Annotated in this window: 20 protein-coding genes and 2 pseudogenes; 4 read left to right on the top strand and 18 right to left on the bottom strand. The window is 57.2% G+C overall.

The genetic code is table 11. The annotated features are described in order from the left end of the window. Positions 1–686: 686 nt before the first annotated feature. Positions 687–3,704, bottom strand: a complete 3,018-nt coding sequence (locus ACTG20_RS01860; RefSeq protein ID WP_439987425.1) for a Tn3-like element IS3000 family transposase — start codon at positions 3,702–3,704, stop codon at positions 687–689. A 142-nt stretch (positions 3,705–3,846) separates the two neighbouring features. On the opposite strand from ACTG20_RS01860, the pseudogene ACTG20_RS01855 reads away from it, so the two are divergent. After that, positions 3,847–4,044, top strand: a pseudogene (locus ACTG20_RS01855) (IS110-like element IS5075 family transposase); the annotation flags it as partial. Positions 4,045–4,297: 253 nt separating this feature from the next. On the opposite strand, the pseudogene ACTG20_RS01850 reads toward ACTG20_RS01855, so the two are convergent. After that, positions 4,298–4,402 (bottom strand): annotated as a pseudogene (locus tag ACTG20_RS01850) (Arm DNA-binding domain-containing protein); the annotation flags it as partial. 329 nt (positions 4,403–4,731) lie between these two features. Here ACTG20_RS01850 and sul2 point away from each other — a divergent pair. Next, positions 4,732–5,547, top strand: coding sequence for a sulfonamide-resistant dihydropteroate synthase Sul2 (gene sul2 / locus ACTG20_RS01845; RefSeq protein ID WP_001043260.1), 816 nt, complete (start codon positions 4,732–4,734; stop codon positions 5,545–5,547). Positions 5,548–5,633: 86 nt separating this feature from the next. Continuing rightward, positions 5,634–5,936 (top strand): phosphoglucosamine mutase, encoded by a 303-nt coding sequence (locus ACTG20_RS01840; protein ID WP_000251875.1) that lies wholly within the window; start codon positions 5,634–5,636, stop codon positions 5,934–5,936. A gap of 175 nt (positions 5,937–6,111) precedes the next feature. Here the strand turns inward: ACTG20_RS01840 and ACTG20_RS01835 are convergent, their stop codons facing one another. The 15 genes from ACTG20_RS01835 to tetR(A) all read right to left on the bottom strand — a co-directional run bounded on the left by ACTG20_RS01835 (position 6,112) and on the right by tetR(A) (position 19,935). Then, positions 6,112–7,605: an IS91-like element ISCR2 family transposase gene (locus tag ACTG20_RS01835; RefSeq protein ID WP_001120888.1), complete on the bottom strand. Its 1,494-nt coding sequence runs from the start codon at positions 7,603–7,605 to the stop codon at positions 6,112–6,114. 111 nt (positions 7,606–7,716) lie between these two features. Beyond that, the gene (locus ACTG20_RS01830; RefSeq protein WP_001100557.1) at positions 7,717–7,995 is read right to left on the bottom strand and encodes a LysR family transcriptional regulator; all 279 of its coding nucleotides are present in this window, start codon (positions 7,993–7,995) and stop codon (positions 7,717–7,719) included. Positions 7,996–8,049: 54 nt separating this feature from the next. Next, positions 8,050–9,264 (bottom strand): chloramphenicol/florfenicol efflux MFS transporter FloR, encoded by a 1,215-nt coding sequence (gene floR, locus ACTG20_RS01825; protein WP_023300759.1) that lies wholly within the window; start codon positions 9,262–9,264, stop codon positions 8,050–8,052. 216 nt (positions 9,265–9,480) lie between these two features. After that, the gene (locus ACTG20_RS01820; RefSeq protein WP_021598067.1) at positions 9,481–10,365 is read right to left on the bottom strand and encodes a DUF3363 domain-containing protein; all 885 of its coding nucleotides are present in this window, start codon (positions 10,363–10,365) and stop codon (positions 9,481–9,483) included. A 30-nt stretch (positions 10,366–10,395) separates the two neighbouring features. Then, on the bottom strand, positions 10,396–11,889 hold the full coding sequence (locus ACTG20_RS01815; protein WP_001120888.1) for an IS91-like element ISCR2 family transposase: 1,494 nt from the start codon (positions 11,887–11,889) through the stop codon (positions 10,396–10,398). Between the two features lie 210 nt (positions 11,890–12,099). After that, positions 12,100–12,324 carry a hypothetical protein gene (locus ACTG20_RS01810; RefSeq protein WP_000743213.1) on the bottom strand — a complete coding sequence of 75 codons (225 nt, stop codon included), beginning with the start codon at positions 12,322–12,324 and terminating at the stop codon, positions 12,100–12,102. Next, on the bottom strand, positions 12,321–13,046 hold the full coding sequence (locus tag ACTG20_RS01805; protein ID WP_118854412.1) for a recombinase family protein: 726 nt from the start codon (positions 13,044–13,046) through the stop codon (positions 12,321–12,323). Before ACTG20_RS01805 ends, ACTG20_RS01810 begins: the two co-directional genes overlap by 4 nt. A 485-nt stretch (positions 13,047–13,531) precedes the next feature. After that, complete coding sequence (locus tag ACTG20_RS01800) at positions 13,532–13,672, bottom strand: hypothetical protein (protein ID WP_001044210.1); 141 nt, start codon at positions 13,670–13,672, stop codon at positions 13,532–13,534. Between the two features lie 5 nt (positions 13,673–13,677). Next, positions 13,678–14,382 (bottom strand): IS6-like element IS26 family transposase, encoded by a 705-nt coding sequence (locus ACTG20_RS01795; protein ID WP_001067855.1) that lies wholly within the window; start codon positions 14,380–14,382, stop codon positions 13,678–13,680. Positions 14,383–14,551: 169 nt separating this feature from the next. Continuing rightward, entirely contained in the window at positions 14,552–15,316 is a 765-nt protein-coding gene (locus tag ACTG20_RS01790; protein WP_001389365.1) for an IS6-like element IS6100 family transposase, read from the bottom strand. Positions 15,317–15,822: 506 nt separating this feature from the next. Next, positions 15,823–16,323, bottom strand: coding sequence for a GNAT family N-acetyltransferase (locus ACTG20_RS01785; RefSeq protein WP_000376623.1), 501 nt, complete (start codon positions 16,321–16,323; stop codon positions 15,823–15,825). Between the two features lie 127 nt (positions 16,324–16,450). Continuing rightward, on the bottom strand, positions 16,451–17,290 hold the full coding sequence (gene sul1, locus ACTG20_RS01780; RefSeq protein WP_000259031.1) for a sulfonamide-resistant dihydropteroate synthase Sul1: 840 nt from the start codon (positions 17,288–17,290) through the stop codon (positions 16,451–16,453). Further along, positions 17,284–17,631, bottom strand: coding sequence for a quaternary ammonium compound efflux SMR transporter QacE delta 1 (locus tag ACTG20_RS01775; protein WP_000679427.1), 348 nt, complete (start codon positions 17,629–17,631; stop codon positions 17,284–17,286). The genes sul1 and ACTG20_RS01775 overlap by 7 nt, the downstream gene beginning before the upstream one ends. 703 nt (positions 17,632–18,334) lie before the next feature. After that, positions 18,335–18,808: a trimethoprim-resistant dihydrofolate reductase DfrA1 gene (gene dfrA1, locus ACTG20_RS01770; RefSeq protein ID WP_000777554.1), complete on the bottom strand. Its 474-nt coding sequence runs from the start codon at positions 18,806–18,808 to the stop codon at positions 18,335–18,337. A 476-nt stretch (positions 18,809–19,284) separates the two neighbouring features. Further along, positions 19,285–19,935, bottom strand: coding sequence for a tetracycline resistance transcriptional repressor TetR(A) (gene tetR(A) / locus ACTG20_RS01765; protein ID WP_000164043.1), 651 nt, complete (start codon positions 19,933–19,935; stop codon positions 19,285–19,287). Between the two features lie 105 nt (positions 19,936–20,040). Between tetR(A) and tet(A) the strand changes: the two genes are divergently transcribed. Then, on the top strand, positions 20,041–21,240 hold the full coding sequence (gene tet(A), locus ACTG20_RS01760) for a tetracycline efflux MFS transporter Tet(A) (protein WP_000804064.1): 1,200 nt from the start codon (positions 20,041–20,043) through the stop codon (positions 21,238–21,240). Positions 21,241–21,271: 31 nt separating this feature from the next. Here the strand turns inward: tet(A) and ACTG20_RS01755 are convergent, their stop codons facing one another. Next, complete coding sequence (locus ACTG20_RS01755; RefSeq protein ID WP_000058717.1) at positions 21,272–22,156, bottom strand: DMT family transporter; 885 nt, start codon at positions 22,154–22,156, stop codon at positions 21,272–21,274. Positions 22,157–22,221: the final 65 nt, after the last annotated feature.

The following is a 22,221-nucleotide window of genomic DNA, read 5'->3' as shown; positions in this document are numbered from 1 at the left end:
GATGATCTCCCTGTAACAAACATCAACATGCAAGAGCGTACCGAGGACCTAACGAAATCCAGAGCGCTGTAAGTGCCCAAAATGGGCACTTACAGCGTTTTCTGGAAAATTTTCACATGTGAAATTTTGGCGAGAAACCGCCAGTAAAGTCATCAGGCTCCACCAGATCCGTCACAAAATGGGGTAAAAATGATTGACTGAAAGAGGGCGTATCTTTAAGGTTGCCAGCAACATGACCCCGGCCGCTTGGTTGCGTTGCAACTTACGCCGGGGTTGTTTTTTTGAATCTGTCTTTGTGTCGGCATACACGTCTTATTACTTCGCCATACAGCCAGTCGGTTGCTAATCATCGGGGTAACCGTTACACTTTGCGCATCTCATCTACCAGCCTTTGGCGTCAGCGTAGAAGGAGTTACGGCCCCGTCCTCTCCGGAGGGCGCGGCCAGCTTAATTCCCTCCCCTAGCAGTCAATAACTCCCATACCGTTTCCAGCGCTTGTTGTACTTGCGCCGTTCGTGTTCATGTTCGATGAAAAATGCCGTCCACGGCAGGATATATTCTCCGCGATCATCCAGCACGACGAGGTAGCCTTCTGCTTCAAACCAGATATGGGGTTCTAGGGATTTTCCGTCCAAAAACGACAAAGTGCTCTGGAGGCCGCGCCGTCCGTGGCCTCCAGAGGGGTATTACTTTTCGCTGACGGGTAAATATCCCTCGATTGAGCGCATAAGCGCCTCCAGATCTGGCAATTTTTCGCTCAATTCGAAGTGGTAAGTCCCCTTGAGGTTAATGTTGTGCCAGGCCACAGGGGATGCCTGTTTGACGATATCTATTCTCTTGGTATCTCCTTGGTATTCGAAGCTGGTCAACAGCTGGCTGAGTATCCTGGAGTTGAAGTAAACGATGGCATTGGTGACCAGGCGAGCGCACTCATTCCATAGCTGGATTTCTTCGTCTGAACTGCCCCGGAACTGATCCCCATTGACGCTGCTCACGGCCCGACGCAGTTGGTGATAGGCCTCTCCCCGGTTCAGCGCGCGCTGAACATAGTTTCTTAAACTGGCATCATCGATGTAGCACAGTAGATAATTCGCTTTCACCAGGCGATTGTATTCCGTCAGGGCTTCCAGCAGCGGGTGATTGCGCTTGTACTCCGAGAGCTTTCTCACCAAGGTGGCTTGCGTTGTTTTCCGCTGCTTAAGTGATACTGCAATCCGTTGGATGGTATCCCAGTGCTGCGCAATACGATGGGTATTGATTGGCTTTTTTAAGCACAGCTGAATTCGGTGTTCTTTGTCTTCCTTGACATCAAACATGTCATTGATCACTTTGCCAACCTGGGCATAGCGTGGGGCAAACTGGTATCCGAACAGATCCAGTAACGCGAAGTTCACATGGTTCACCCCATGGGTATCGGTTGAGAGCACATCCGGAATGATGTCTGACGTATTGCTCATCAACAAATCAAAGATGTAGTGCGATTCATGTTCGTTGGCGCCGATCACTCTGGCGTTGATCGCAGCGTGATTGGCGATCAAGGTCATGGCAGAAACACCTTTTTGAGTGCCAAAGTACTTCGACGAATAACGGGTTTTGAAGGTCTCGCGCCGGGCTTCGAACTTTTGACCATCGGCACTGGCGTGGATCACATCTTCCTGGATGTTGTAGTACCGGAAGATGGGTAGCTTGGCTGTCGCGTTATTGATGTTGTCGTTAGCAGCATTCAATGTTTCCAGGCGAAGATAGTTCGCCTGGATAGTGCTGAGCTGATCATAGGTACGATCAGAGATCTGTGCCATGCCGTAAATGCCTTGATTGGTTGCATTGCCGACCAGAATTGCCAACAGGTCATATTCATGGGAACGGCTTCTGGATTGGGAACCCAGCACATGAGCGAAGCAGTCAATGAAACCGGTGTCACGATCAACCATGCGCAGTACATCCGCAATCCCCGTTGTGGGAATTTGCTGGAAGAAGGGATTGTTGACCAGATGATGTTTGCTGGCCGAAGGCAGGCGCCAGAAGCGTTTACCCTGCGGATTACGCAAGATGATATTCCGGTTGTCTTCCTGTTCAAGATATTCGCCGACTTCGTACAAACGGGTATCCAATTCCATGGCCATCTGTTTGATCAGCTTTTCAGGCTCCTCCGCTAATTTTGTAAAATGGCTCTGTTGAAGCAGCGTATATTTGTTTTTTCGCCAATGTTCCCCGTCGATCAGGTCGGCGTCGAGTGCCCGGTATTTAGTGATATCAGGCAGCGTCAGCTGGCCATTCAGGCGATCAGGAATCTGTTGATAGAGGAACCACTCATAACGATCGATCAGGATATTCCCTTCACCATCCAGCAGGAATTCACGTGATTTTTTGGAAAGGAGTCTGGTGTCGGCAGTTTGCAACTGAGCGTCCTGGCCGTTGAGTTCGTTTTGTGTTTTCGCCAAGGCGGCCGCTAAGTGCTGGGTGCCGTCGCAGCCTTCGAAGCGCAGACATAGGAACAACTCTCGCAGCAAACCTTTCCGCAGACTTTCTTTCTCGTCGCAGTACTGCCACATGGCTTCATCGACCGATCGTCGCTGCTCGTTCAGGAAGAGACATACAGATTCCAGATCCCTTTTGGTCAGCAGGCTCAGTGCTTGCTGTCTTACTGTTGCAAACGGTAGTTGCAGATCAATGCTGTCATCAATGAACAGGTGCAGTACTTCAGCTGCCTTGCTGACATTTTTAGCTGCTTTTTGCCAATCCTTAAACACCGCTTCCTGCGCATAATCCTTTGCCTTCTGTTTGGTCTGTCTGACATGATGCACAAAGCCATCGGCAATACGTTCCAGCGCTTGCTGCCATCGCGTTTGAAGATAGCACAATAAATACAGCCATTGGCTGCCTACGGTTTGACGTTTCAGTTTGGCACCGTAGTAGTCGACTTTCTCTGCCAGGTGTTGCAGATTTTTCTGCGACAGTGATAGCGTGCTCAACAGCAGATCCACTTCCGGCATCCAATGCTGGATATGGCGATAGACAATCAGTTCTTTCTCCAACTCGGTTCCGGTGAAGTTACGAGCCGATTGTCGCAACTGTCGGAACGGCAGTGGACCTGTGCCGTTCACGAGCTCCGCCAGTGCTTGCTTAAGACCGCGTGACATTGCACGCTCAAGGTGCGCGGCCATGTGTTCCTGTTCGTCTCCCACCACCTGACTGATGATCTTTTGCAGCGTGCTGTAGGCAGGGATTGCGATCTTCTGCCCCGAACAATATTCAATGGCCGCATCGAAGAGGTGCCTAGGCGCTGTCCAGGCTCTGGCTTGCTGGGATAAGTAATCTCTCAACGCCGCTCCATGGTCTTTGACATTCCAGCGCTGGTAGTTGCAGAGCTGGAAAACACGTTGGTAAATCCGTTCGTTCTCTTTTGGCGTGAGATTAAAGGGTCTACAGCCTGGGCCTGGTAGAACGGTTTGATAAACGTATTTGAGGTCCTGCTTGATCTGATGAAAGCCGGGATTCAGCACCACCGGCTTGGCTTTGAAATAGCCCAGCAGTACCACCAGCATGTAACGCTGGCCCCGATGACGGAGGCTTTTAGCGATCGCCAGTTCCTTATCGTTCAGCGAGAAAAAGAAGCGTTGGTCGGCGGAGGTGAAAGCGGGGGGTCCATATAACTCATCTTGTTCTGCCTCGGACAAGATTTGGACACGTTCTTCGAATGCCATGGATTTAGCCCAAAAAGACTAAATCTTACTCAAACAGAGCCCAAATAGGGATCTCGAAAAAAGTAATACCCCTCTGGAGGCCACAGACGGCGGGGCCTCCAGAGCACTTTGTCGTTTTTGGACGGAAAATCCCTAGAACCCCAAAAAGATCCGAACTTTGTTGGTTCAGTGTGCCAGGGTATTCATACAAAAACTGGAACACCAGTCTGGCAAGTTGGCCGACTGGGTCAGGGAGTTGTTGTGTCGGAAAAGCAACTTTGTCGTCACCTGTGCTCTGGCAAACAAGCTGGCCAGAATAGCCTGGGCACTGACGGCGCGACAGCAAACTTACGAAGCATAAAGGCAGAAATACACCAGTTTAAACAATCATTCATCTGGTTTTGCGAATACTGATATTGATGATACTAACGGCCCACCGGCCTGTTGAGGAACCTGTAAAACGGAAAGGCTCATTGAAGCCGTATATTTTCTGGAGGTTCATCAGGCGCGGAACTCATCGAGGCGCGGGAATAAAATCCCATTCAGACGCCGGATAGATTCAAGCAAGCCAACTTGTCGTCAAAATCGGTGTTGCAAAAACGGGAGTGACCATAGATTCCGTTTTCTGAGGCGACCCCCACATAGAGACCTTCCCGGTCATTCACTTTGTAGAGTTTGTCCCTGGGCTTGAGATTGCGCAGCTTGGTATCGGTCAGCATGTACCTTGTCCTTCTTCGTCTCCGATACCCACTCTATTGTAAACAAGACATTTTTATCTTTTATATTCAATGGCTTATTTTCCTGCTAATTGGTAATACCATGAAAAATACCATGCTCAGAAAAGGCTTAACAATATTTTGAAAAATTGCCTACTGAGCGCTGCCGCACAGCTCCATAGGCCGCTTTCCTGGCTTTGCTTCCAGATGTATGCTATTCTGCTCCTGCAGCTAATGGATCACCGCAAACAGGTTACTCGCCTGGGGATTCCCTTTCGACCCGAGCATCCGTATGAGACTCATGCTCGATTATTATTATTATAGAAGCCCCCATGAATAAATCGCTCATCATTTTCGGCATCGTCAACATAACCTCGGACAGTTTCTCCGATGGAGGCCGGTATCTGGCGCCAGACGCAGCCATTGCGCAGGCGCGTAAGCTGATGGCCGAGGGGGCAGATGTGATCGACCTCGGTCCGGCATCCAGCAATCCCGACGCCGCGCCTGTTTCGTCCGACACAGAAATCGCGCGTATCGCGCCGGTGCTGGACGCGCTCAAGGCAGATGGCATTCCCGTCTCGCTCGACAGTTATCAACCCGCGACGCAAGCCTATGCCTTGTCGCGTGGTGTGGCCTATCTCAATGATATTCGCGGTTTTCCAGACGCTGCGTTCTATCCGCAATTGGCGAAATCATCTGCCAAACTCGTCGTTATGCATTCGGTGCAAGACGGGCAGGCAGATCGGCGCGAGGCACCCGCTGGCGACATCATGGATCACATTGCGGCGTTCTTTGACGCGCGCATCGCGGCGCTGACGGGTGCCGGTATCAAACGCAACCGCCTTGTCCTTGATCCCGGCATGGGGTTTTTTCTGGGGGCTGCTCCCGAAACCTCGCTCTCGGTGCTGGCGCGGTTCGATGAATTGCGGCTGCGCTTCGATTTGCCGGTGCTTCTGTCTGTTTCGCGCAAATCCTTTCTGCGCGCGCTCACAGGCCGTGGTCCGGGGGATGTCGGGGCCGCGACACTCGCTGCAGAGCTTGCCGCCGCCGCAGGTGGAGCTGACTTCATCCGCACACACGAGCCGCGCCCCTTGCGCGACGGGCTGGCGGTATTGGCGGCGCTGAAAGAAACCGCAAGAATTCGTTAACTGCACATTCGGGATATTTCTCTATATTCGCGGTTCAGCAGGCATGTCCCCTTTGAGGGCGACCCGACGACAGGATAATCGACCTTATGGTGCGCAAATATTTCGGCACAGACGGTATTCGTGGCAAAGCCAACGAAGGCGCGATGACGGCGGAAACCGCCTTGCGCGTCGGCATGGCGGCTGGCCGTGTCTTTCGTCGCGGTGACCACCGCCATCGTGTCGTGATCGGCAAGGATACGCGCCTGTCGGGCTATATGCTTGAACCCGCGCTCACAGCCGGTTTCACCTCGATGGGCATGGACGTATTCCTTTTTGGCCCGCTGCCGACAACGTATAGGAAGAATAAACGCCCTTTTCACCCAAGTCCAACAGCTTTGGACCGCAGTTGACTCTTTCGACACCCCTGCGATGCAACCCAATCCGGCTGACGGGGAGCCAGCAACGCTGAAAATTTACCCTCCTCTTTCCCACTAGCGGCTCCTTTTCCGACAACCAGCACGGCGGATCCCTGCCGCGGCGCTGTGAACGCAGCATTTTGATTGGTATCGTTGGCCTTCAGGCTCGTCAGTCAAACAGACCCAGGAGCAGCTCAGCCGGTGGCGCCCGGCTTTCGGGTAACGCCCTGGTCCCGCTGGTTTCGGCTTTGTGCTTCAGGTGATCAAGGATCTGCTTGATCACTATAGGGTCTTCAATGCAGGCGATGACTTTCATGGCGCCGCCGCAGCCGCTGCAGGTCTCGATGTCGATATTGAAAACACGCTTGAGCCGTTGCGCCCATGTCATCGACGCTCGCCGTTGTGCTGGTGTTGCCGGTTCATCAGCCACCCTGACCTTGTTGCCCCTGCCCCGTTTTGCCGGCGTGACCAACGCCCGGTGCCGACTGTTGGGTGCGAACACCCCGTGGAAGCGGGTTAGGTTGACTCTGGGCTTCGGTACCAGGGCGGCCAGCCTTGCAATGAAATCCAATGGTTCGAAAATGACGTGCGTGGTGCCGTCCCGGTACGGCGTCTTGAGCTGGTAGCGCACGTTGCCGCCTCGTGTTAACGACAGCCGCTTCTCGGATACCGCCGGGCGGCTGATGTACCGGCACAGCCGTTCGAGCTTCTTGCGTTCATCGGCCCTGGCCGCCACGCCGGCGTGCAGGCTGGACCCGGCTACCTTGCCAATCCCGTCACCGAACGGATCACCACTGGTCGGCAGAGTTTGCAAAGTGAACACCTTTCGCCCCGCCTGTGAACCGACAGCGATACGGTAAGTGATCGAGTGCCCCAGCAGGGGTGTCATCGGGTCGTCATCCACCGCATCCGAGGCCAGATAGCTGTTTTCGACATCCCGTTCCAGCAGGCCTTGCCGTTCCAGATAGCGACCCACCCGGTGGGCGATGGTGTGCGTCAGCTGGGTGAGCTCTGGGCTGGTCGGCGCCTTGACCCAGCGGAAACGCGCTGAGCCGTGGGATTGCTCGACATACACACCGTCGAGAAACAGCATGTGGAAGTGAACATTCAGATTGAGCGCCGATCCAAAACGCTGGATCAGGGTGACCGCGCCCGTCTTGGCCACTTGGTGGGTATGGCCCGCTTTCTTGACCAGGTGCGTGGCAATGACGCGGTAAACGATGCCCAGCACCCACCCCATGATCTCGGGCCGGCTGGCAAACAGGAAACGCAGCTGAAACGGGAAGCTCAACACCCACTGACGCATGGGTTGTTCAGGCAGTACTTCATCAACCAGCAAGGCGGCACTTTCGGCCATCCGCCGCGCCCCACAGCTCGGGCAGAAACCGCGACGCTTACAGCTGAAAGCGACCAGGTGCTCGGCGTGGCAAGACTCGCAGCGAACCCGTAGAAAGCCATGCTCCAGCCGCCCGCATTGGAGAAATTCTTCAAATTCCCGTTGCACATAGCCCGGCAATTCCTTTCCCTGCTCTGCCATAAGCGCAGCGAATGCCGGGTAATACTCGTCAACGATCTGATAGAGAAGGGTTTGCTCGGGTCGGTGGCTCTGGTAACGACCAGTATCCCGATCCCGGCTGGCCGTCCTGGCCGCCACATGAGGCATGTTCCGCGTCCTTGCAATACTGTGTTTACATACAGTCTATCGCTTAGCGGAAAGTTCTTTTACCCTCAGCCGAAATGCCTGCCGTTGCTAGACATTGCCAGCCAGTGCCCGTCACTCCGCGGTCTTCACTGCGTGATCGAGTTGATCGACACCCGCCGTGACACGCTCCATGAAGTGCCTGCCTGCGTCTGTTAGCCGAACGCCCCGCGCATGGCGCTCAAATAGCAGGACACCAAGGTTATCCTCCAGCGCTTTCACACGCGCGCTGACGCTCGACTGGCTGATACCAAGTGCCTTGGCCGCATGCCGAAAATTCAGATGCTCGGCGACGGCGATGAACTGAACAAGGGAAATGAGCGGTATCCTGCCAGACAGGATACCGACATTCACGAGGTTTCGATGGTTAGTGCGCCGCATCGGAGCGGGCCTGCTACCAGTCGTCGGTTAGACGACTGGCGACTTCTCGGTGGCAGCCCCACGGAGCCGAAGGAGCACCAGCCCCAACGAAACCAGTACCGCCATCGCCGTGGCGTAACAGATCACGGGCCACGCTGTGTCACCGTTTAAAAGTGCCACCGCCAATGTCCCGACAATGCTGACTATCAGGCTTTGAACGCAGAAGTAGAACGCGACCGCTGATCCCGCGATGTCGTCGAACTCTGCCAAAGCGCCGTTCGCGGTAACGGACACCGTGAAGACAATACCGACCGCGACAACCCACATCGGTAGGATGAAGGTGAGGAATGACGGCGAGCCGTAAAGTTCGCCGATCCCCAACAGGACCGCTCCGCAAACAAGCAACGCCATCCCACGCGCCACGCATCCTGCGATGCCCCATCTGGCGACAAAGGACTTCGCGAAACGGGTTGTCACGATCATTACAAGCGCGACAGTGGCGAAGGCAAAGCTGAATCCGATCTCGGAATATTCCGCTTGGCCTATGAGCACACGGGGAGCCGTCGAGAAGAAGACGAAGTAGGTGCCCATACCGGCGCTAAAGCCGACAGTGTAAACCCAAAAAGCCGGACTCGCGAAGATCGGCAAGACAGATCGGCGCGTCTTGACTTGATCCAGAGGGCGGGTTTCGTGCCACCTGAAACCCGCATTTAGGAGTGCGAGCATCGCCAGTATAGCCAAAGTAATGAATATCGCCTGCCATCCCAAGAACTCGCCGATCAATGTTCCGGCGATAGGGCCGAGCGCAGGCACGAACGCCAGCATCGAACTGAAAAGGCCGTAGATGACGACACCCTCAGGACGGTTGGCATAAACGTCGCGAACCGTCGCGAACGTCGCCACCAGCATGGCCGACGCGCCCACTGCTTGAAGTAGACGGAAAGCGACAAAGGCCGGTGCAGTTGAAGACCAAGCTGCTCCCAGAGACGCAATGACGAAAGCCGTTGCGCCCGCAAGTAGAATTGGCCGTCGCCCGATTCTGTCTGAGAGCGGACCAAAAATCACCTGGCCCACGCCGAGCATCACCATATAGAGGCTCAACGTGAGTTGGATCATAGCGGGCGTCGTGTTCAGGATGCCGGGCATCGCTGGAACGACAGGGAGATAAATATCCATCGCCAGTGAAGCGAGGATGTCGAAAGGAGCCATCAGCAGCAGTGCTGCCGGCAGCGTATAGGCCCACGCGGGGCGTGTGGTGGTCATGACGAATCAACCCTCGATTAAGGAATACCGGGCGACGTCTGCTCGTCAGCAATCAGATGAGACTAGCCTTACAGAGCGCCGCAACAACAATACTGGTTGTTGCGGCTTACTTGTCTGCTGACTTGGAATTTCCCATCTGATTACTCCACGCTTACGAATATGAATTGCTACATTTTATCCGATTATCTTTTGCTTCGCAATGCGGCATGGGCGCACTCAGCGTTCCAGCCCCCTCTGCCGCCCTAACTGCCACGACACCGACCCGCCCTGCACGATGCCCATAACCTCGCGGCCGAGTTGGCGGTCGATGATCGGCCGCCACGGGACAAGGGTGAACTCATGGGATTTCTCGACCACGGCGAACTTGCCGCTCGATAGATGCACGGTTCCGGTAAACTTGCCGCTGACGCTCTCGCCGTCCGTGGCGGCGCGGAACGGCAGGCCCTTACTCAAAGCCATATCCGATCCGACGCCGGCTACCTCGCGCTCCCGCAGGATGGCGAGAAGGTTGCGCCGGTAGAAGACGCGGCTGTCCCGGCTGCGGGTGGCGTCGCCCTGTTCGATATGGTGCTCGCGGCGCTGGTCCATGGCTTCGCGGACTTGTTGCCCGAAGCCGGTTGGCGCAAGGTCGGCCGTCTCGCCGTGGATCAGCCGCCGGTCCAGCCAGGTCGCGCCGTCCGATCCGATCTGTTTGTTCAGATCGACCGGGGAAAGGACGCGAACGCTGGCCTGACTGTCTCGGCCGGCGTCATGGGCGGCGGCACGGCTGACCAGATCATTGGGGATGCGCCATTGGTCGGCGTCGATCCGCTCGACGATACCGGCCCGGCGTAGCGCCTCCAGCCGGCGCACATGGGCATCGACATAGCCCTCATAGTCGCCGCCTGGAACGCGGCACGTATAGGAAGAATAAACGCCCTTTTCACCCAAGTCCAACAGCTTTGGACCGCAGTTGACTCTTTCGACACCCCTGCGATGCAACCCAATCCGGCTGACGGGGAGCCAGCAACGCTGAAAATTTACCCTCCTCTTTCCCACTAGCGGCTCCTTTTCCGACAACCAGCACGGCGGATCCCTGCCGCGGCGCTGTGAACGCAGCATTTTGATTGGTATCGTTGGCCTTCAGGCTCGTCAGTCAAACAGACCCAGGAGCAGCTCAGCCGGTGGCGCCCGGCTTTCGGGTAACGCCCTGGTCCCGCTGGTTTCGGCTTTGTGCTTCAGGTGATCAAGGATCTGCTTGATCACTATAGGGTCTTCAATGCAGGCGATGACTTTCATGGCGCCGCCGCAGCCGCTGCAGGTCTCGATGTCGATATTGAAAACACGCTTGAGCCGTTGCGCCCATGTCATCGACGCTCGCCGTTGTGCTGGTGTTGCCGGTTCATCAGCCACCCTGACCTTGTTGCCCCTGCCCCGTTTTGCCGGCGTGACCAACGCCCGGTGCCGACTGTTGGGTGCGAACACCCCGTGGAAGCGGGTTAGGTTGACTCTGGGCTTCGGTACCAGGGCGGCCAGCCTTGCAATGAAATCCAATGGTTCGAAAATGACGTGCGTGGTGCCGTCCCGGTACGGCGTCTTGAGCTGGTAGCGCACGTTGCCGCCTCGTGTTAACGACAGCCGCTTCTCGGATACCGCCGGGCGGCTGATGTACCGGCACAGCCGTTCGAGCTTCTTGCGTTCATCGGCCCTGGCCGCCACGCCGGCGTGCAGGCTGGACCCGGCTACCTTGCCAATCCCGTCACCGAACGGATCACCACTGGTCGGCAGAGTTTGCAAAGTGAACACCTTTCGCCCCGCCTGTGAACCGACAGCGATACGGTAAGTGATCGAGTGCCCCAGCAGGGGTGTCATCGGGTCGTCATCCACCGCATCCGAGGCCAGATAGCTGTTTTCGACATCCCGTTCCAGCAGGCCTTGCCGTTCCAGATAGCGACCCACCCGGTGGGCGATGGTGTGCGTCAGCTGGGTGAGCTCTGGGCTGGTCGGCGCCTTGACCCAGCGGAAACGCGCTGAGCCGTGGGATTGCTCGACATACACACCGTCGAGAAACAGCATGTGGAAGTGAACATTCAGATTGAGCGCCGATCCAAAACGCTGGATCAGGGTGACCGCGCCCGTCTTGGCCACTTGGTGGGTATGGCCCGCTTTCTTGACCAGGTGCGTGGCAATGACGCGGTAAACGATGCCCAGCACCCACCCCATGATCTCGGGCCGGCTGGCAAACAGGAAACGCAGCTGAAACGGGAAGCTCAACACCCACTGACGCATGGGTTGTTCAGGCAGTACTTCATCAACCAGCAAGGCGGCACTTTCGGCCATCCGCCGCGCCCCACAGCTCGGGCAGAAACCGCGACGCTTACAGCTGAAAGCGACCAGGTGCTCGGCGTGGCAAGACTCGCAGCGAACCCGTAGAAAGCCATGCTCCAGCCGCCCGCATTGGAGAAATTCTTCAAATTCCCGTTGCACATAGCCCGGCAATTCCTTTCCCTGCTCTGCCATAAGCGCAGCGAATGCCGGGTAATACTCGTCAACGATCTGATAGAGAAGGGTTTGCTCGGGTCGGTGGCTCTGGTAACGACCAGTATCCCGATCCCGGCTGGCCGTCCTGGCCGCCACATGAGGCATGTTCCGCGTCCTTGCAATACTGTGTTTACATACAGTCTATCGCTTAGCGGAAAGTTCTTTTACCCTCAGCCGAAATGCCTGCCGTTGCTAGACATTGCCAGCCAGTGCCCGTCACTCCCACTCGATTGTAAACAAGCACACAAAACCCTTTAGTGACAACAATTTGCAAGAACTATCAGGCTCAGTGCCATGAAAAATACCATGACCAGATCATGAGGTTGAACACGGCTTGCGCCGGCAGCGTTCACGCTCCTGGTCGGCGATCTCGCCCGGCTGCAATGCTAGCTCAGCATCGGTCATGCGCTCCAGCACGTCGCGTAGGCGGATGGTGCAAGGAATGGGCGGCAGCTCGAACTCATAGCCGCCGGCGATCATTTCGGCCGCAATCTCCTCGGTGATGAAAAACGGCTCGTCGTCTTGGTTCGGCTTCTTCATGCCCTTTCCTCCTGGCGCTCATCCTGGCCGACAGCGGCCAGGGCATCGGCTTCCGTCAATGCGTCCTCCACGAACGCGCCGTGCTGCTTCGCTTCGGCCTGGCTGACCTCGGCCCATATCCGTTTCACCTGGGCCGCACTGTACCCGGCCAGCTCGGCGGTCTTGTTGATGCTGTAGCCGGACTTGCGCAGCGCGACAACTTGGGCGCGGCGCTTCGGATCAGCACGGCGGCCCTTGTACCGCCCGGCCTGGCGGGCCAACTCAATGCCTTGGCGCTGGCGTTCGCGCCTGTCCTCGTAGTCGTCGCGGGCCATCTGCAAGGCCAGGCGAAAAAGCATGATCTGCACGGCTTCCAGCACGATCTTGGCGACGCCCTGGGCCTCGGCCGCCAGGTCGGATAGATCGACCACGCCAGGGACGGCCAGGCTTGCGCCTTTGGCCTGTATCGAGGCCACCAGGCGCTCGGCCTCGGGCAAAGGTAGGCGGCTGATGCGGTCGATCTTCTCGGCAATGACCACCTCGCCGGGCTGTAGGTCGCCGATCATGCGCAGCAGCTCAGGCCGGTCGGCGCGTGCGCCGGATGCCTTCTCACGGTAGATGCCGGCGACGTAGTAGCCGGCGGCCTTGATCGCCTCTTGGCGTTCCAAGTCCTGCGCGTCGGTGCTGACGCGCAGATAGACCCGCGCCACCATCGGCGCGGCTACTGGCTTCGTCCTGCGCATACTTGCGGGCTCCTTTGGGCATACGCAAAGTGTCCGGTCATGCTACCCCCGGCCAAAAAGGCCGTCATGCGATTTATCTTGGCCGGGTCGTTATTGGCGGGTCTAAATGGCCGCTCCGTGGATCTCATCGCCAGAAATGGCGATGCGAGATCCAGGGCAGGGCGGCCGCCATCGTCAGACCTGGCGATGGTCGACGCCGGCGCGCATCGTCGGATGTGGCGATGCGAGCTCGAGGTCGGTGGCCACCGCCGGCGACCTGGTGCCATCGTCGGCAATGGCGATGCTGCAGCTCGACGTGCGCGGCCTGGTCGTCTCGGCATCGTCGGATGCGGCGATGCTCGAGCGAGGCGAAAAAAAACCGCCTCGGGGTGTCCGAGGCGGCAAGTCTGCATGCGGTTCAGGGAGGAAGAAACCGCGCCGGCGATCAGGGAGGAAAACCGCGCGGCCTGATGTGCAGCTCGGCCACTTTAGCCGGATTTTTCGACTTATCCGATGCGAGCGGCCCGCCGTGGGCGCTGCTCGATCTGCTGTTGCTTTTTCTCGACGTGCTTCTGCTCCTGGTGCTGCTGCTCGTCGCGCGGCACTGTTGCAAAGTTAGCGATGAGGCAGCCTTTTGTCTTATTCAAAGGCCTTACATTTCAAAAACTCTGCTTACCAGGCGCATTTCGCCCAGGGGATCACCATAATAAAATGCTGAGGCCTGGCCTTTGCGTAGTGCACGCATCACCTCAATACCTTTGATGGTGGCGTAAGCCGTCTTCATGGATTTAAATCCCAGCGTGGCGCCGATTATCCGTTTCAGTTTGCCATGATCGCATTCAATCACGTTGTTCCGGTACTTAATCTGTCGGTGTTCAACGTCAGACGGGCACCGGCCTTCGCGTTTGAGCAGAGCAAGCGCGCGACCATAGGCGGGCGCTTTATCCGTGTTGATGAATCGCGGGATCTGCCACTTCTTCACGTTGTTGAGGATTTTACCCAGAAACCGGTATGCAGCTTTGCTGTTACGACGGGAGGAGAGATAAAAATCGACAGTGCGGCCCCGGCTGTCGACGGCCCGGTACAGATACGCCCAGCGGCCATTGACCTTCACGTAGGTTTCATCCATGTGCCACGGGCAAAGATCGGAAGGGTTACGCCAGTACCAGCGCAGCCGTTTTTCCATTTCAGGCGCATAACGCTGAACCCAGCGGTAAATCGTGGAGTGATCGACATTCACTCCGCGTTCAGCCAGCATCTCCTGCAGCTCACGGTAACTGATGCCGTATTTGCAGTACCAGCGTACGGCCCACAGAATGATGTCACGCTGAAAATGCCGGCCTTTGAATGGGTTCATGTGCAGCTCCATCAGCAAAAGGGGATGATAAGTTTATCACCACCGACTATTTGCAACAGTGCCCGACTATGCTCAATACTCGTGTGCACCAAAGCGAGGTGAGCATGGCGACGGAGGCTCTGTTGCAAAGATTGGCGGCAGTCAGAGGTAGGCTGTCGCTCTGCGCCGATCAGGCGGCTGCTGCGAAATGGTGGTTGAGCATGCCCATGGCCTCCGTCAGCGCCGAGGGCCCAATGCCAAAAGCTCTCTCCACAAGGCGCACCTCGCCCCTGATGCCGGGCTGCAGGCACCAGGGGCGAGCCTGTCCTTTGCGCAGGGCTCGCATGACTTCGAATCCCTTGATCGTGGCATAGGCCGTGGGGATCGATTTGAAACCGCGCACCGGCTTGATCAGTATCTTGAGCTTTCCGTGATCGGCCTCGATCACGTTATTGAGATACTTCACCTGCCGGTGGGCCGTCTCCCGGTCCAGCTTTCCTTCGCGCTTCAATTCGGTGATCGCTGCACCATAGCTCGGCGCTTTGTCGGTATTGAGCGTGGCAGGCTTTTCCCAGTGCTTCAGGCCTCGCAGGGCCTTGCCCAGGAACCGCTTCGCTGCCTTGGCGCTGCGGGTCGGCGACAGGTAGAAATCGATCGTGTCGCCCCGCTTGTCGACTGCCCGGTACAGGTAGGTCCACTTGCCCCGCACCTTGACGTAGGTTTCATCCAGGCGCCAGCTCGGATCAAAGCCACGCCGCCAGAACCAGCGCAGCCGCTTCTCCATCTCCGGGGCGTAGCACTGGACCCAGCGATAGATCGTCGTATGGTCGACCGAAATGCCGCGTTCCGCCAGCATTTCCTCAAGGTCGCGATAGCTGATCGGATAGCGACAATACCAGCGCACCGCCCACAGGATCACATCACCCTGGAAATGGCGCCACTTGAAATCCGTCATCGTTCCGTCCGTCCAATCTCCGCCAAGCATGCTCAAGCTTCACGATTTTTGCAACAGAGCCCACACGAGTATTGAGCATAGTCGAGATTGGTGCAGATCACTTCTGATATTGAACTGTCAGGAGCTGGCTGCACAACAGCCATTACGCCCAATCAACTGGTGCAGTCGTCTTCTGAAAATGACATTTGGTATCTCTCATAAACGGATGTTTTTGAGAGAACTATCTTCGGCCTTCACACGCACGAAAGGCGGCGAAGCTCCGCCGTTAATCCGTCCGCCGGAGATCTCGCCCAGGCAGGCTGAAGGCCGAGCAAGCCTGACAGGCCCGAAAAGCCCGGCACGGGCGTCGGCGGCGATGACGGCGGCGGCATTATCCAGGGTTGATGATGGAAGTGGAGGATATCGACAACCTCTCGCGCAACCAAGACATCGCGGTCGGACTGCAAGTGATCTTGAAGCCACGGGCCCGTCCCACCCCGACATGGACCTCGATGCCCGAACGGACGTTAGATTTCGAGTTCTAGGCGTTCTGCGATGAAGGTTGGATCCCAGCCGGGATTGAAAGTGTCGACGTGGGTGAATCCGAGCCGCTCGTATAGGCCACGCAGGTTCGGGTGGCAGTCGAGCCGCAGCTTGGCGCACCCCTGCGTTCGCGCGGCATGGCGGCAAGCCTCGATCAGCGCGGAGCTGACACCCCGGCCCGCATGTGTCCGTCGCACCGCGAGCTTGTGCAGATATGCGGCCTCCCCCTTGAGGGCGTCGGGCCAGAACTCGGGATCCTCGGCCGACAAGGTGCAACAGCCGACGATGCCGTCGCTGCAACTCGCGACTAGGAGCTCGGATCTCAGGACGAAGGTCTCCGCGAATGTCCGGTCGATCCGCGCGACGTCCCAGGCGGGCGTTCCCTTGGCGGACATCCACGCCGCAGCGTCGTGCATCAGCCGCACAACCTCGTCGATATCACCCGAGCAGGCGACCCGAACGTTCGGAGGCTCCTCGCTGTCCATTCGCTCCCCTGGCGCGGTATGAACCGCCGCCTCATAGTGCAGTTTGATCCTGACGAGCCCAGCATGTCTGCGCCCACCTTCGCGGAACCTGACCAGGGTCCGCTAGCGGGCGGCCGGAAGGTGAATGCTAGGCATGATCTAACCCTCGGTCTCTGGCGTCGCGACTGCGAAATTTCGCGAGGGTTTCCGAGAAGGTGATTGCGCTTCGCAGATCTCCAGGCGCGTGGGTGCGGACGTAGTCAGCGCCATTGCCGATCGCGTGAAGTTCCGCCGCAAGGCTCGCTGGACCCAGATCCTTTACAGGAAGGCCAACGGTGGCGCCCAAGAAGGATTTCCGCGACACCGAGACCAATAGCGGAAGCCCCAACGCCGACTTCAGCTTTTGAAGGTTCGACAGCACGTGCAGCGATGTTTCCGGTGCGGGGCTCAAGAAAAATCCCATCCCCGGATCGAGGATGAGCCGGTCGGCAGCGACCCCGCTCCGTCGCAAGGCGGAAACCCGCGCCTCGAAGAACCGCACAATCTCGTCGAGCGCGTCTTCGGGTCGAAGGTGACCGGTGCGGGTGGCGATGCCATCCCGCTGCGCTGAGTGCATAACCACCAGCCTGCAGTCCGCCTCAGCAATATCGGGATAGAGCGCAGGGTCAGGAAATCCTTGGATATCGTTCAGGTAGCCCACGCCGCGCTTGAGCGCATAGCGCTGGGTTTCCGGTTGGAAGCTGTCGATTGAAACACGGTGCATCTGATCGGACAGGGCGTCTAAGAGCGGCGCAATACGTCTGATCTCATCGGCCGGCGATACAGGCCTCGCGTCCGGATGGCTGGCGGCCGGTCCGACATCCACGACGTCTGATCCGACTCGCAGCATTTCGATCGCCGCGGTGACAGCGCCGGCGGGGTCTAGCCGCCGGCTCTCATCGAAGAAGGAGTCCTCGGTGAGATTCAGAATGCCGAACACCGTCACCATGGCGTCGGCCTCCGCAGCGACTTCCACGATGGGGATCGGGCGAGCAAAAAGGCAGCAATTATGAGCCCCATACCTACAAAGCCCCACGCATCAAGCTTTTGCCCATGAAGCAACCAGGCAATGGCTGTAATTATGACGACGCCGAGTCCCGACCAGACTGCATAAGCAACACCGACAGGGATGGATTTCAGAACCAGAGAAAGAAAATAAAATGCGATGCCATAACCGATTATGACAACGGCGGAAGGGGCAAGCTTAGTAAAGCCCTCGCTAGATTTTAATGCGGATGTTGCGATTACTTCGCCAACTATTGCGATAACAAGAAAAAGCCAGCCTTTCATGATATATCTCCCAATTTGTGTAGGGCTTATTATGCACGCTTAAAAATAATAAAAGCAGACTTGACCTGATAGTTTGGCTGTGAGCAATTATGTGCTTAGTGCATCTAACGCTTTTAGCAGGGGCGCGACGTCAGGAGCGTCCCTTGCCTAAACTTGTTAAGGCATTTGTGAACAAACGCCACCAGTATTTTGGTTTAGAACCAATGCATACTTCATACGAATACAGCCTATCTCGAATCAAGCAGGAACCATCCAAGATTGGCATAAAAGGTACATTCAACCTTTTCACTGCATCCCATTGGTGCACGTACTCGGTCTTGCAACTCGGACACTTTGGGTTTGCACCAGGAACAAACCTACCCCCGCAAGGGCAATCTGGAAGAGTTGCTGCTATTCGATCCAAGAGCTCTTGATTGATTTCATTTTCATACAGTAATGCATGGTCCTGCTCTCTATGGATTACATTCGAGCAAGTATCACAGAAAAAATGCGGGCAACTGTCGCTCATGCCGCTCGATTGCCAGGCAGGAGTTTCCTTCCCACACTTTGGGTTTGGGCATTTCATTCTTCCTATCCATGGTGCATTCGCTTCGTAATGTACGATTTTCATGTAGCCTTAACGCCTGGCACAGCGGATCGCAAACCTGGCGCGGCTTTTGGTACAAAAGGCGTGACAGGTTTGCGAATCCGTTGCTGCCACTTGTTAACCCTTTTGCCAGATTTGGTAACTATAATTTATGTTAGAGGCGAAGTCTTGGGTAAAAACTGGCCTAAAATTGCTGGGGATTTCAGGAAAGTAAACATCACCTTCCGGCTCGATGTCTATTGTAGATATATGTAGTGTATCTACTTGATCGATCAGGCTTTTGTATATCTCCCCACCACCTGAAACAATGACATGATCCGTTATTTTCTTTAGGTTGGTTAAAGCATCTTTAATTGATGGAAAGATCAATACGTTCTCATTGTCAGATGTAAAACTTGAACGTGTTACGACCGCATACTTTCGGTTGGGTAATGCTCCCATTGATTCAAAAGTCTTGCGTCCAACCAACAGCCATTGGTTATAGGTAATAGCTTTAAACAGGAGCTGTTCACCTTTGGCACTCCATGGAATATCAGGGCCATTCCCGATAACTCCATTCTTCGATATAGCTACCATTAGTGATAGTTTCACAATTCTTCCTCAGAGGTTAACTTTGTTTTAGGGCGACTGCCCTGCTGCGTAACATCGTTGCTGCTCCATAACATCAAACATCGACCCACGGCGTAACGCGCTTGCTGCTTGGATGCCCGAGGCATAGACTGTACAAAAAAACAGTCATAACAAGCCATGAAAACCGCCACTGCGCCCCTATCTCATCTGCGCAAGGCAGAACGTGAAGACGGCCGCCCTGGACCTCGCCCGCGAGCGCCAGGCGCACGAGGCCGGCGCGCGGACCCGCGCCACGGCCCACGAGCGGACGCCGCAGCAGGAGCGCCAGAAGGCCGCCAGAGAGGCCGAGCGCGGCCGTGAGGCTTGGACGCTAGGGCAGGGCATGAAAAAGCCCGTAGCGGGCTGCTACGGGCGTCTGACGCGGTGGAAAGGGGGAGGGGATGTTGTCTACATGGCTCTGCTGTAGTGAGTGGGTTGCGCTCCGGCAGCGGTCCTGATCAATCGTCACCCTTTCTCGGTCCTTCAACGTTCCTGACAACGAGCCTCCTTTTCGCCAATCCATCGACAATCACCGCGAGTCCCTGCTCGAACGCTGCGTCCGGACCGGCTTCGTCGAAGGCGTCTATCGCGGCCCGCAACAGCGGCGAGAGCGGAGCCTGTTCAACGGTGCCGCCGCGCTCGCCGGCATCGCTGTCGCCGGCCTGCTCCTCAAGCACGGCCCCAACAGTGAAGTAGCTGATTGTCATCAGCGCATTGACGGCGTCCCCGGCCGAAAAACCCGCCTCGCAGAGGAAGCGAAGCTGCGCGTCGGCCGTTTCCATCTGCGGTGCGCCCGGTCGCGTGCCGGCATGGATGCGCGCGCCATCGCGGTAGGCGAGCAGCGCCTGCCTGAAGCTGCGGGCATTCCCGATCAGAAATGAGCGCCAGTCGTCGTCGGCTCTCGGCACCGAATGCGTATGATTCTCCGCCAGCATGGCTTCGGCCAGTGCGTCGAGCAGCGCCCGCTTGTTCCTGAAGTGCCAGTAAAGCGCCGGCTGCTGAACCCCCAACCGTTCCGCCAGTTTGCGTGTCGTCAGACCGTCTACGCCGACCTCGTTCAACAGGTCCAGGGCGGCACGGATCACTGTATTCGGCTGCAACTTTGTCATGCTTGACACTTTATCACTGATAAACATAATATGTCCACCAACTTATCAGTGATAAAGAATCCGCGCGTTCAATCGGACCAGCGGAGGCTGGTCCGGAGGCCAGACGTGAAACCCAACAGACCCCTGATCGTAATTCTAAGCACTGTCGCGCTCGACGCTGTCGGCATCGGCCTGATTATGCCGGTGCTGCCGGGCCTCCTGCGCGATCTGGTTCACTCGAACGACGTCACCGCCCACTATGGCATTCTGCTGGCGCTGTATGCGTTGATGCAATTTGCCTGCGCACCTGTGCTGGGCGCGCTGTCGGATCGTTTCGGGCGGCGGCCGGTCTTGCTCGTCTCGCTGGCCGGCGCTGCTGTCGACTACGCCATCATGGCGACGGCGCCTTTCCTTTGGGTTCTCTATATCGGGCGGATCGTGGCCGGCATCACCGGGGCGACTGGGGCGGTAGCCGGCGCTTATATTGCCGATATCACTGATGGCGATGAGCGCGCGCGGCACTTCGGCTTCATGAGCGCCTGTTTCGGGTTCGGGATGGTCGCGGGACCTGTGCTCGGTGGGCTGATGGGCGGTTTCTCCCCCCACGCTCCGTTCTTCGCCGCGGCAGCCTTGAACGGCCTCAATTTCCTGACGGGCTGTTTCCTTTTGCCGGAGTCGCACAAAGGCGAACGCCGGCCGTTACGCCGGGAGGCTCTCAACCCGCTCGCTTCGTTCCGGTGGGCCCGGGGCATGACCGTCGTCGCCGCCCTGATGGCGGTCTTCTTCATCATGCAACTTGTCGGACAGGTGCCGGCCGCGCTTTGGGTCATTTTCGGCGAGGATCGCTTTCACTGGGACGCGACCACGATCGGCATTTCGCTTGCCGCATTTGGCATTCTGCATTCACTCGCCCAGGCAATGATCACCGGCCCTGTAGCCGCCCGGCTCGGCGAAAGGCGGGCACTCATGCTCGGAATGATTGCCGACGGCACAGGCTACATCCTGCTTGCCTTCGCGACACGGGGATGGATGGCGTTCCCGATCATGGTCCTGCTTGCTTCGGGTGGCATCGGAATGCCGGCGCTGCAAGCAATGTTGTCCAGGCAGGTGGATGAGGAACGTCAGGGGCAGCTGCAAGGCTCACTGGCGGCGCTCACCAGCCTGACCTCGATCGTCGGACCCCTCCTCTTCACGGCGATCTATGCGGCTTCTATAACAACGTGGAACGGGTGGGCATGGATTGCAGGCGCTGCCCTCTACTTGCTCTGCCTGCCGGCGCTGCGTCGCGGGCTTTGGAGCGGCGCAGGGCAACGAGCCGATCGCTGATCGTGGAAACGATAGGCCTATGCCATGCGGGTCAAGGCGACTTCCGGCAAGCTATACGCGCCCTAGGAGTGCGGTTGGAACGTTGGCCCAGCCAGATACTCCCGATCACGAGCAGGACGCCGATGATTTGAAGCGCACTCAGCGTCTGATCCAAGAACAACCATCCTAGCAACACGGCGGTCCCCGGGCTGAGAAAGCCCAGTAAGGAAACAACTGTAGGTTCGAGTCGCGAGATCCCCCGGAACCAAAGGAAGTAGGTTAAACCCGCTCCGATCAGGCCGAGCCACGCCAGGCCGAGAACATTGGTTCCTGTAGGCATCGGGATTGGCGGATCAAACACTAAAGCTACTGGAACGAGCAGAAGTCCTCCGGCCGCCAGTTGCCAGGCGGTAAAGGTGAGCAGAGGCACGGGAGGTTGCCACTTGCGGGTCAGCACGGTTCCGAACGCCATGGAAACCGCCCCCGCCAGGCCCGCTGCGACGCCGACAGGATCTAGCGCTGCGTTTGGTGTCAACACCAACAGCGCCACGCCCGCAGTTCCGCAAATAGCCCCCAGGACCGCCATCAATCGTATCGGGCTACCTAGCAGAGCGGCAGAGATGAACACGACCATCAGCGGCTGCACAGCGCCTACCGTCGCCGCGACCCCGCCCGGCAGGCGGTAGACCGAAATAAACAACAAGCTCCAGAATAGCGAAATATTAAGTGCGCCGAGGATGAAGATGCGCATCCACCAGATTCCCGTTGGAATCTGTCGGACGATCATCACGAGCAATAAACCCGCCGGCAACGCCCGCAGCATCGCGACCGTCATCGGTGAGAAGTTCGGCAGGTATTGGGTGGTGACAATGTAGGTGCTGCCCCAAATGGCAGGTGCTATCGCTGTGAACAATAAATCGGGCGTGCGTAATGACATGCGATTACAAGACCTCCGCTACGGCGATGGGTTTTTGAGAGTTGCAGGCGCCGCGATGACCGCAC

The organism is Aeromonas sp. 84A (assembly GCF_051919345.1).
In the GTDB taxonomy this organism is placed as follows: Bacteria; Pseudomonadota; Gammaproteobacteria; order Enterobacterales; family Aeromonadaceae; genus Aeromonas; species Aeromonas veronii.
The sequence above is the reverse complement of the archived record's forward strand: the minus strand, read 5'-3'. Positions and strand labels throughout refer to the sequence as shown.

Coding starts and splice junctions, on each gene's coding strand:
- ACTG20_RS01860 (WP_439987425.1), bottom strand. CDS start 3,704: ATGGCATTCGAAGAACGTGTCCAAATCTTGTCCGAGGCAGAACAAGAT.
- sul2 (WP_001043260.1), top strand. CDS start 4,732: ATGAATAAATCGCTCATCATTTTCGGCATCGTCAACATAACCTCGGAC.
- ACTG20_RS01840 (WP_000251875.1), top strand. CDS start 5,634: ATGGTGCGCAAATATTTCGGCACAGACGGTATTCGTGGCAAAGCCAAC.
- ACTG20_RS01835 (WP_001120888.1), bottom strand. CDS start 7,605: ATGCCTCATGTGGCGGCCAGGACGGCCAGCCGGGATCGGGATACTGGT.
- floR (WP_023300759.1), bottom strand. CDS start 9,264: ATGACCACCACACGCCCCGCGTGGGCCTATACGCTGCCGGCAGCACTG.
- ACTG20_RS01820 (WP_021598067.1), bottom strand. CDS start 10,365: ATGCTGCGTTCACAGCGCCGCGGCAGGGATCCGCCGTGCTGGTTGTCG.
- ACTG20_RS01815 (WP_001120888.1), bottom strand. CDS start 11,889: ATGCCTCATGTGGCGGCCAGGACGGCCAGCCGGGATCGGGATACTGGT.
- ACTG20_RS01810 (WP_000743213.1), bottom strand. CDS start 12,324: ATGAAGAAGCCGAACCAAGACGACGAGCCGTTTTTCATCACCGAGGAG.
- ACTG20_RS01805 (WP_118854412.1), bottom strand. CDS start 13,046: ATGCGCAGGACGAAGCCAGTAGCCGCGCCGATGGTGGCGCGGGTCTAT.
- ACTG20_RS01795 (WP_001067855.1), bottom strand. CDS start 14,382: ATGAACCCATTCAAAGGCCGGCATTTTCAGCGTGACATCATTCTGTGG.
- ACTG20_RS01790 (WP_001389365.1), bottom strand. CDS start 15,316: ATGACGGATTTCAAGTGGCGCCATTTCCAGGGTGATGTGATCCTGTGG.
- ACTG20_RS01785 (WP_000376623.1), bottom strand. CDS start 16,323: ATGGACAGCGAGGAGCCTCCGAACGTTCGGGTCGCCTGCTCGGGTGAT.
- sul1 (WP_000259031.1), bottom strand. CDS start 17,290: ATGGTGACGGTGTTCGGCATTCTGAATCTCACCGAGGACTCCTTCTTC.
- ACTG20_RS01775 (WP_000679427.1), bottom strand. CDS start 17,631: ATGAAAGGCTGGCTTTTTCTTGTTATCGCAATAGTTGGCGAAGTAATC.
- ACTG20_RS01755 (WP_000058717.1), bottom strand. CDS start 22,156: ATGTCATTACGCACGCCCGATTTATTGTTCACAGCGATAGCACCTGCC.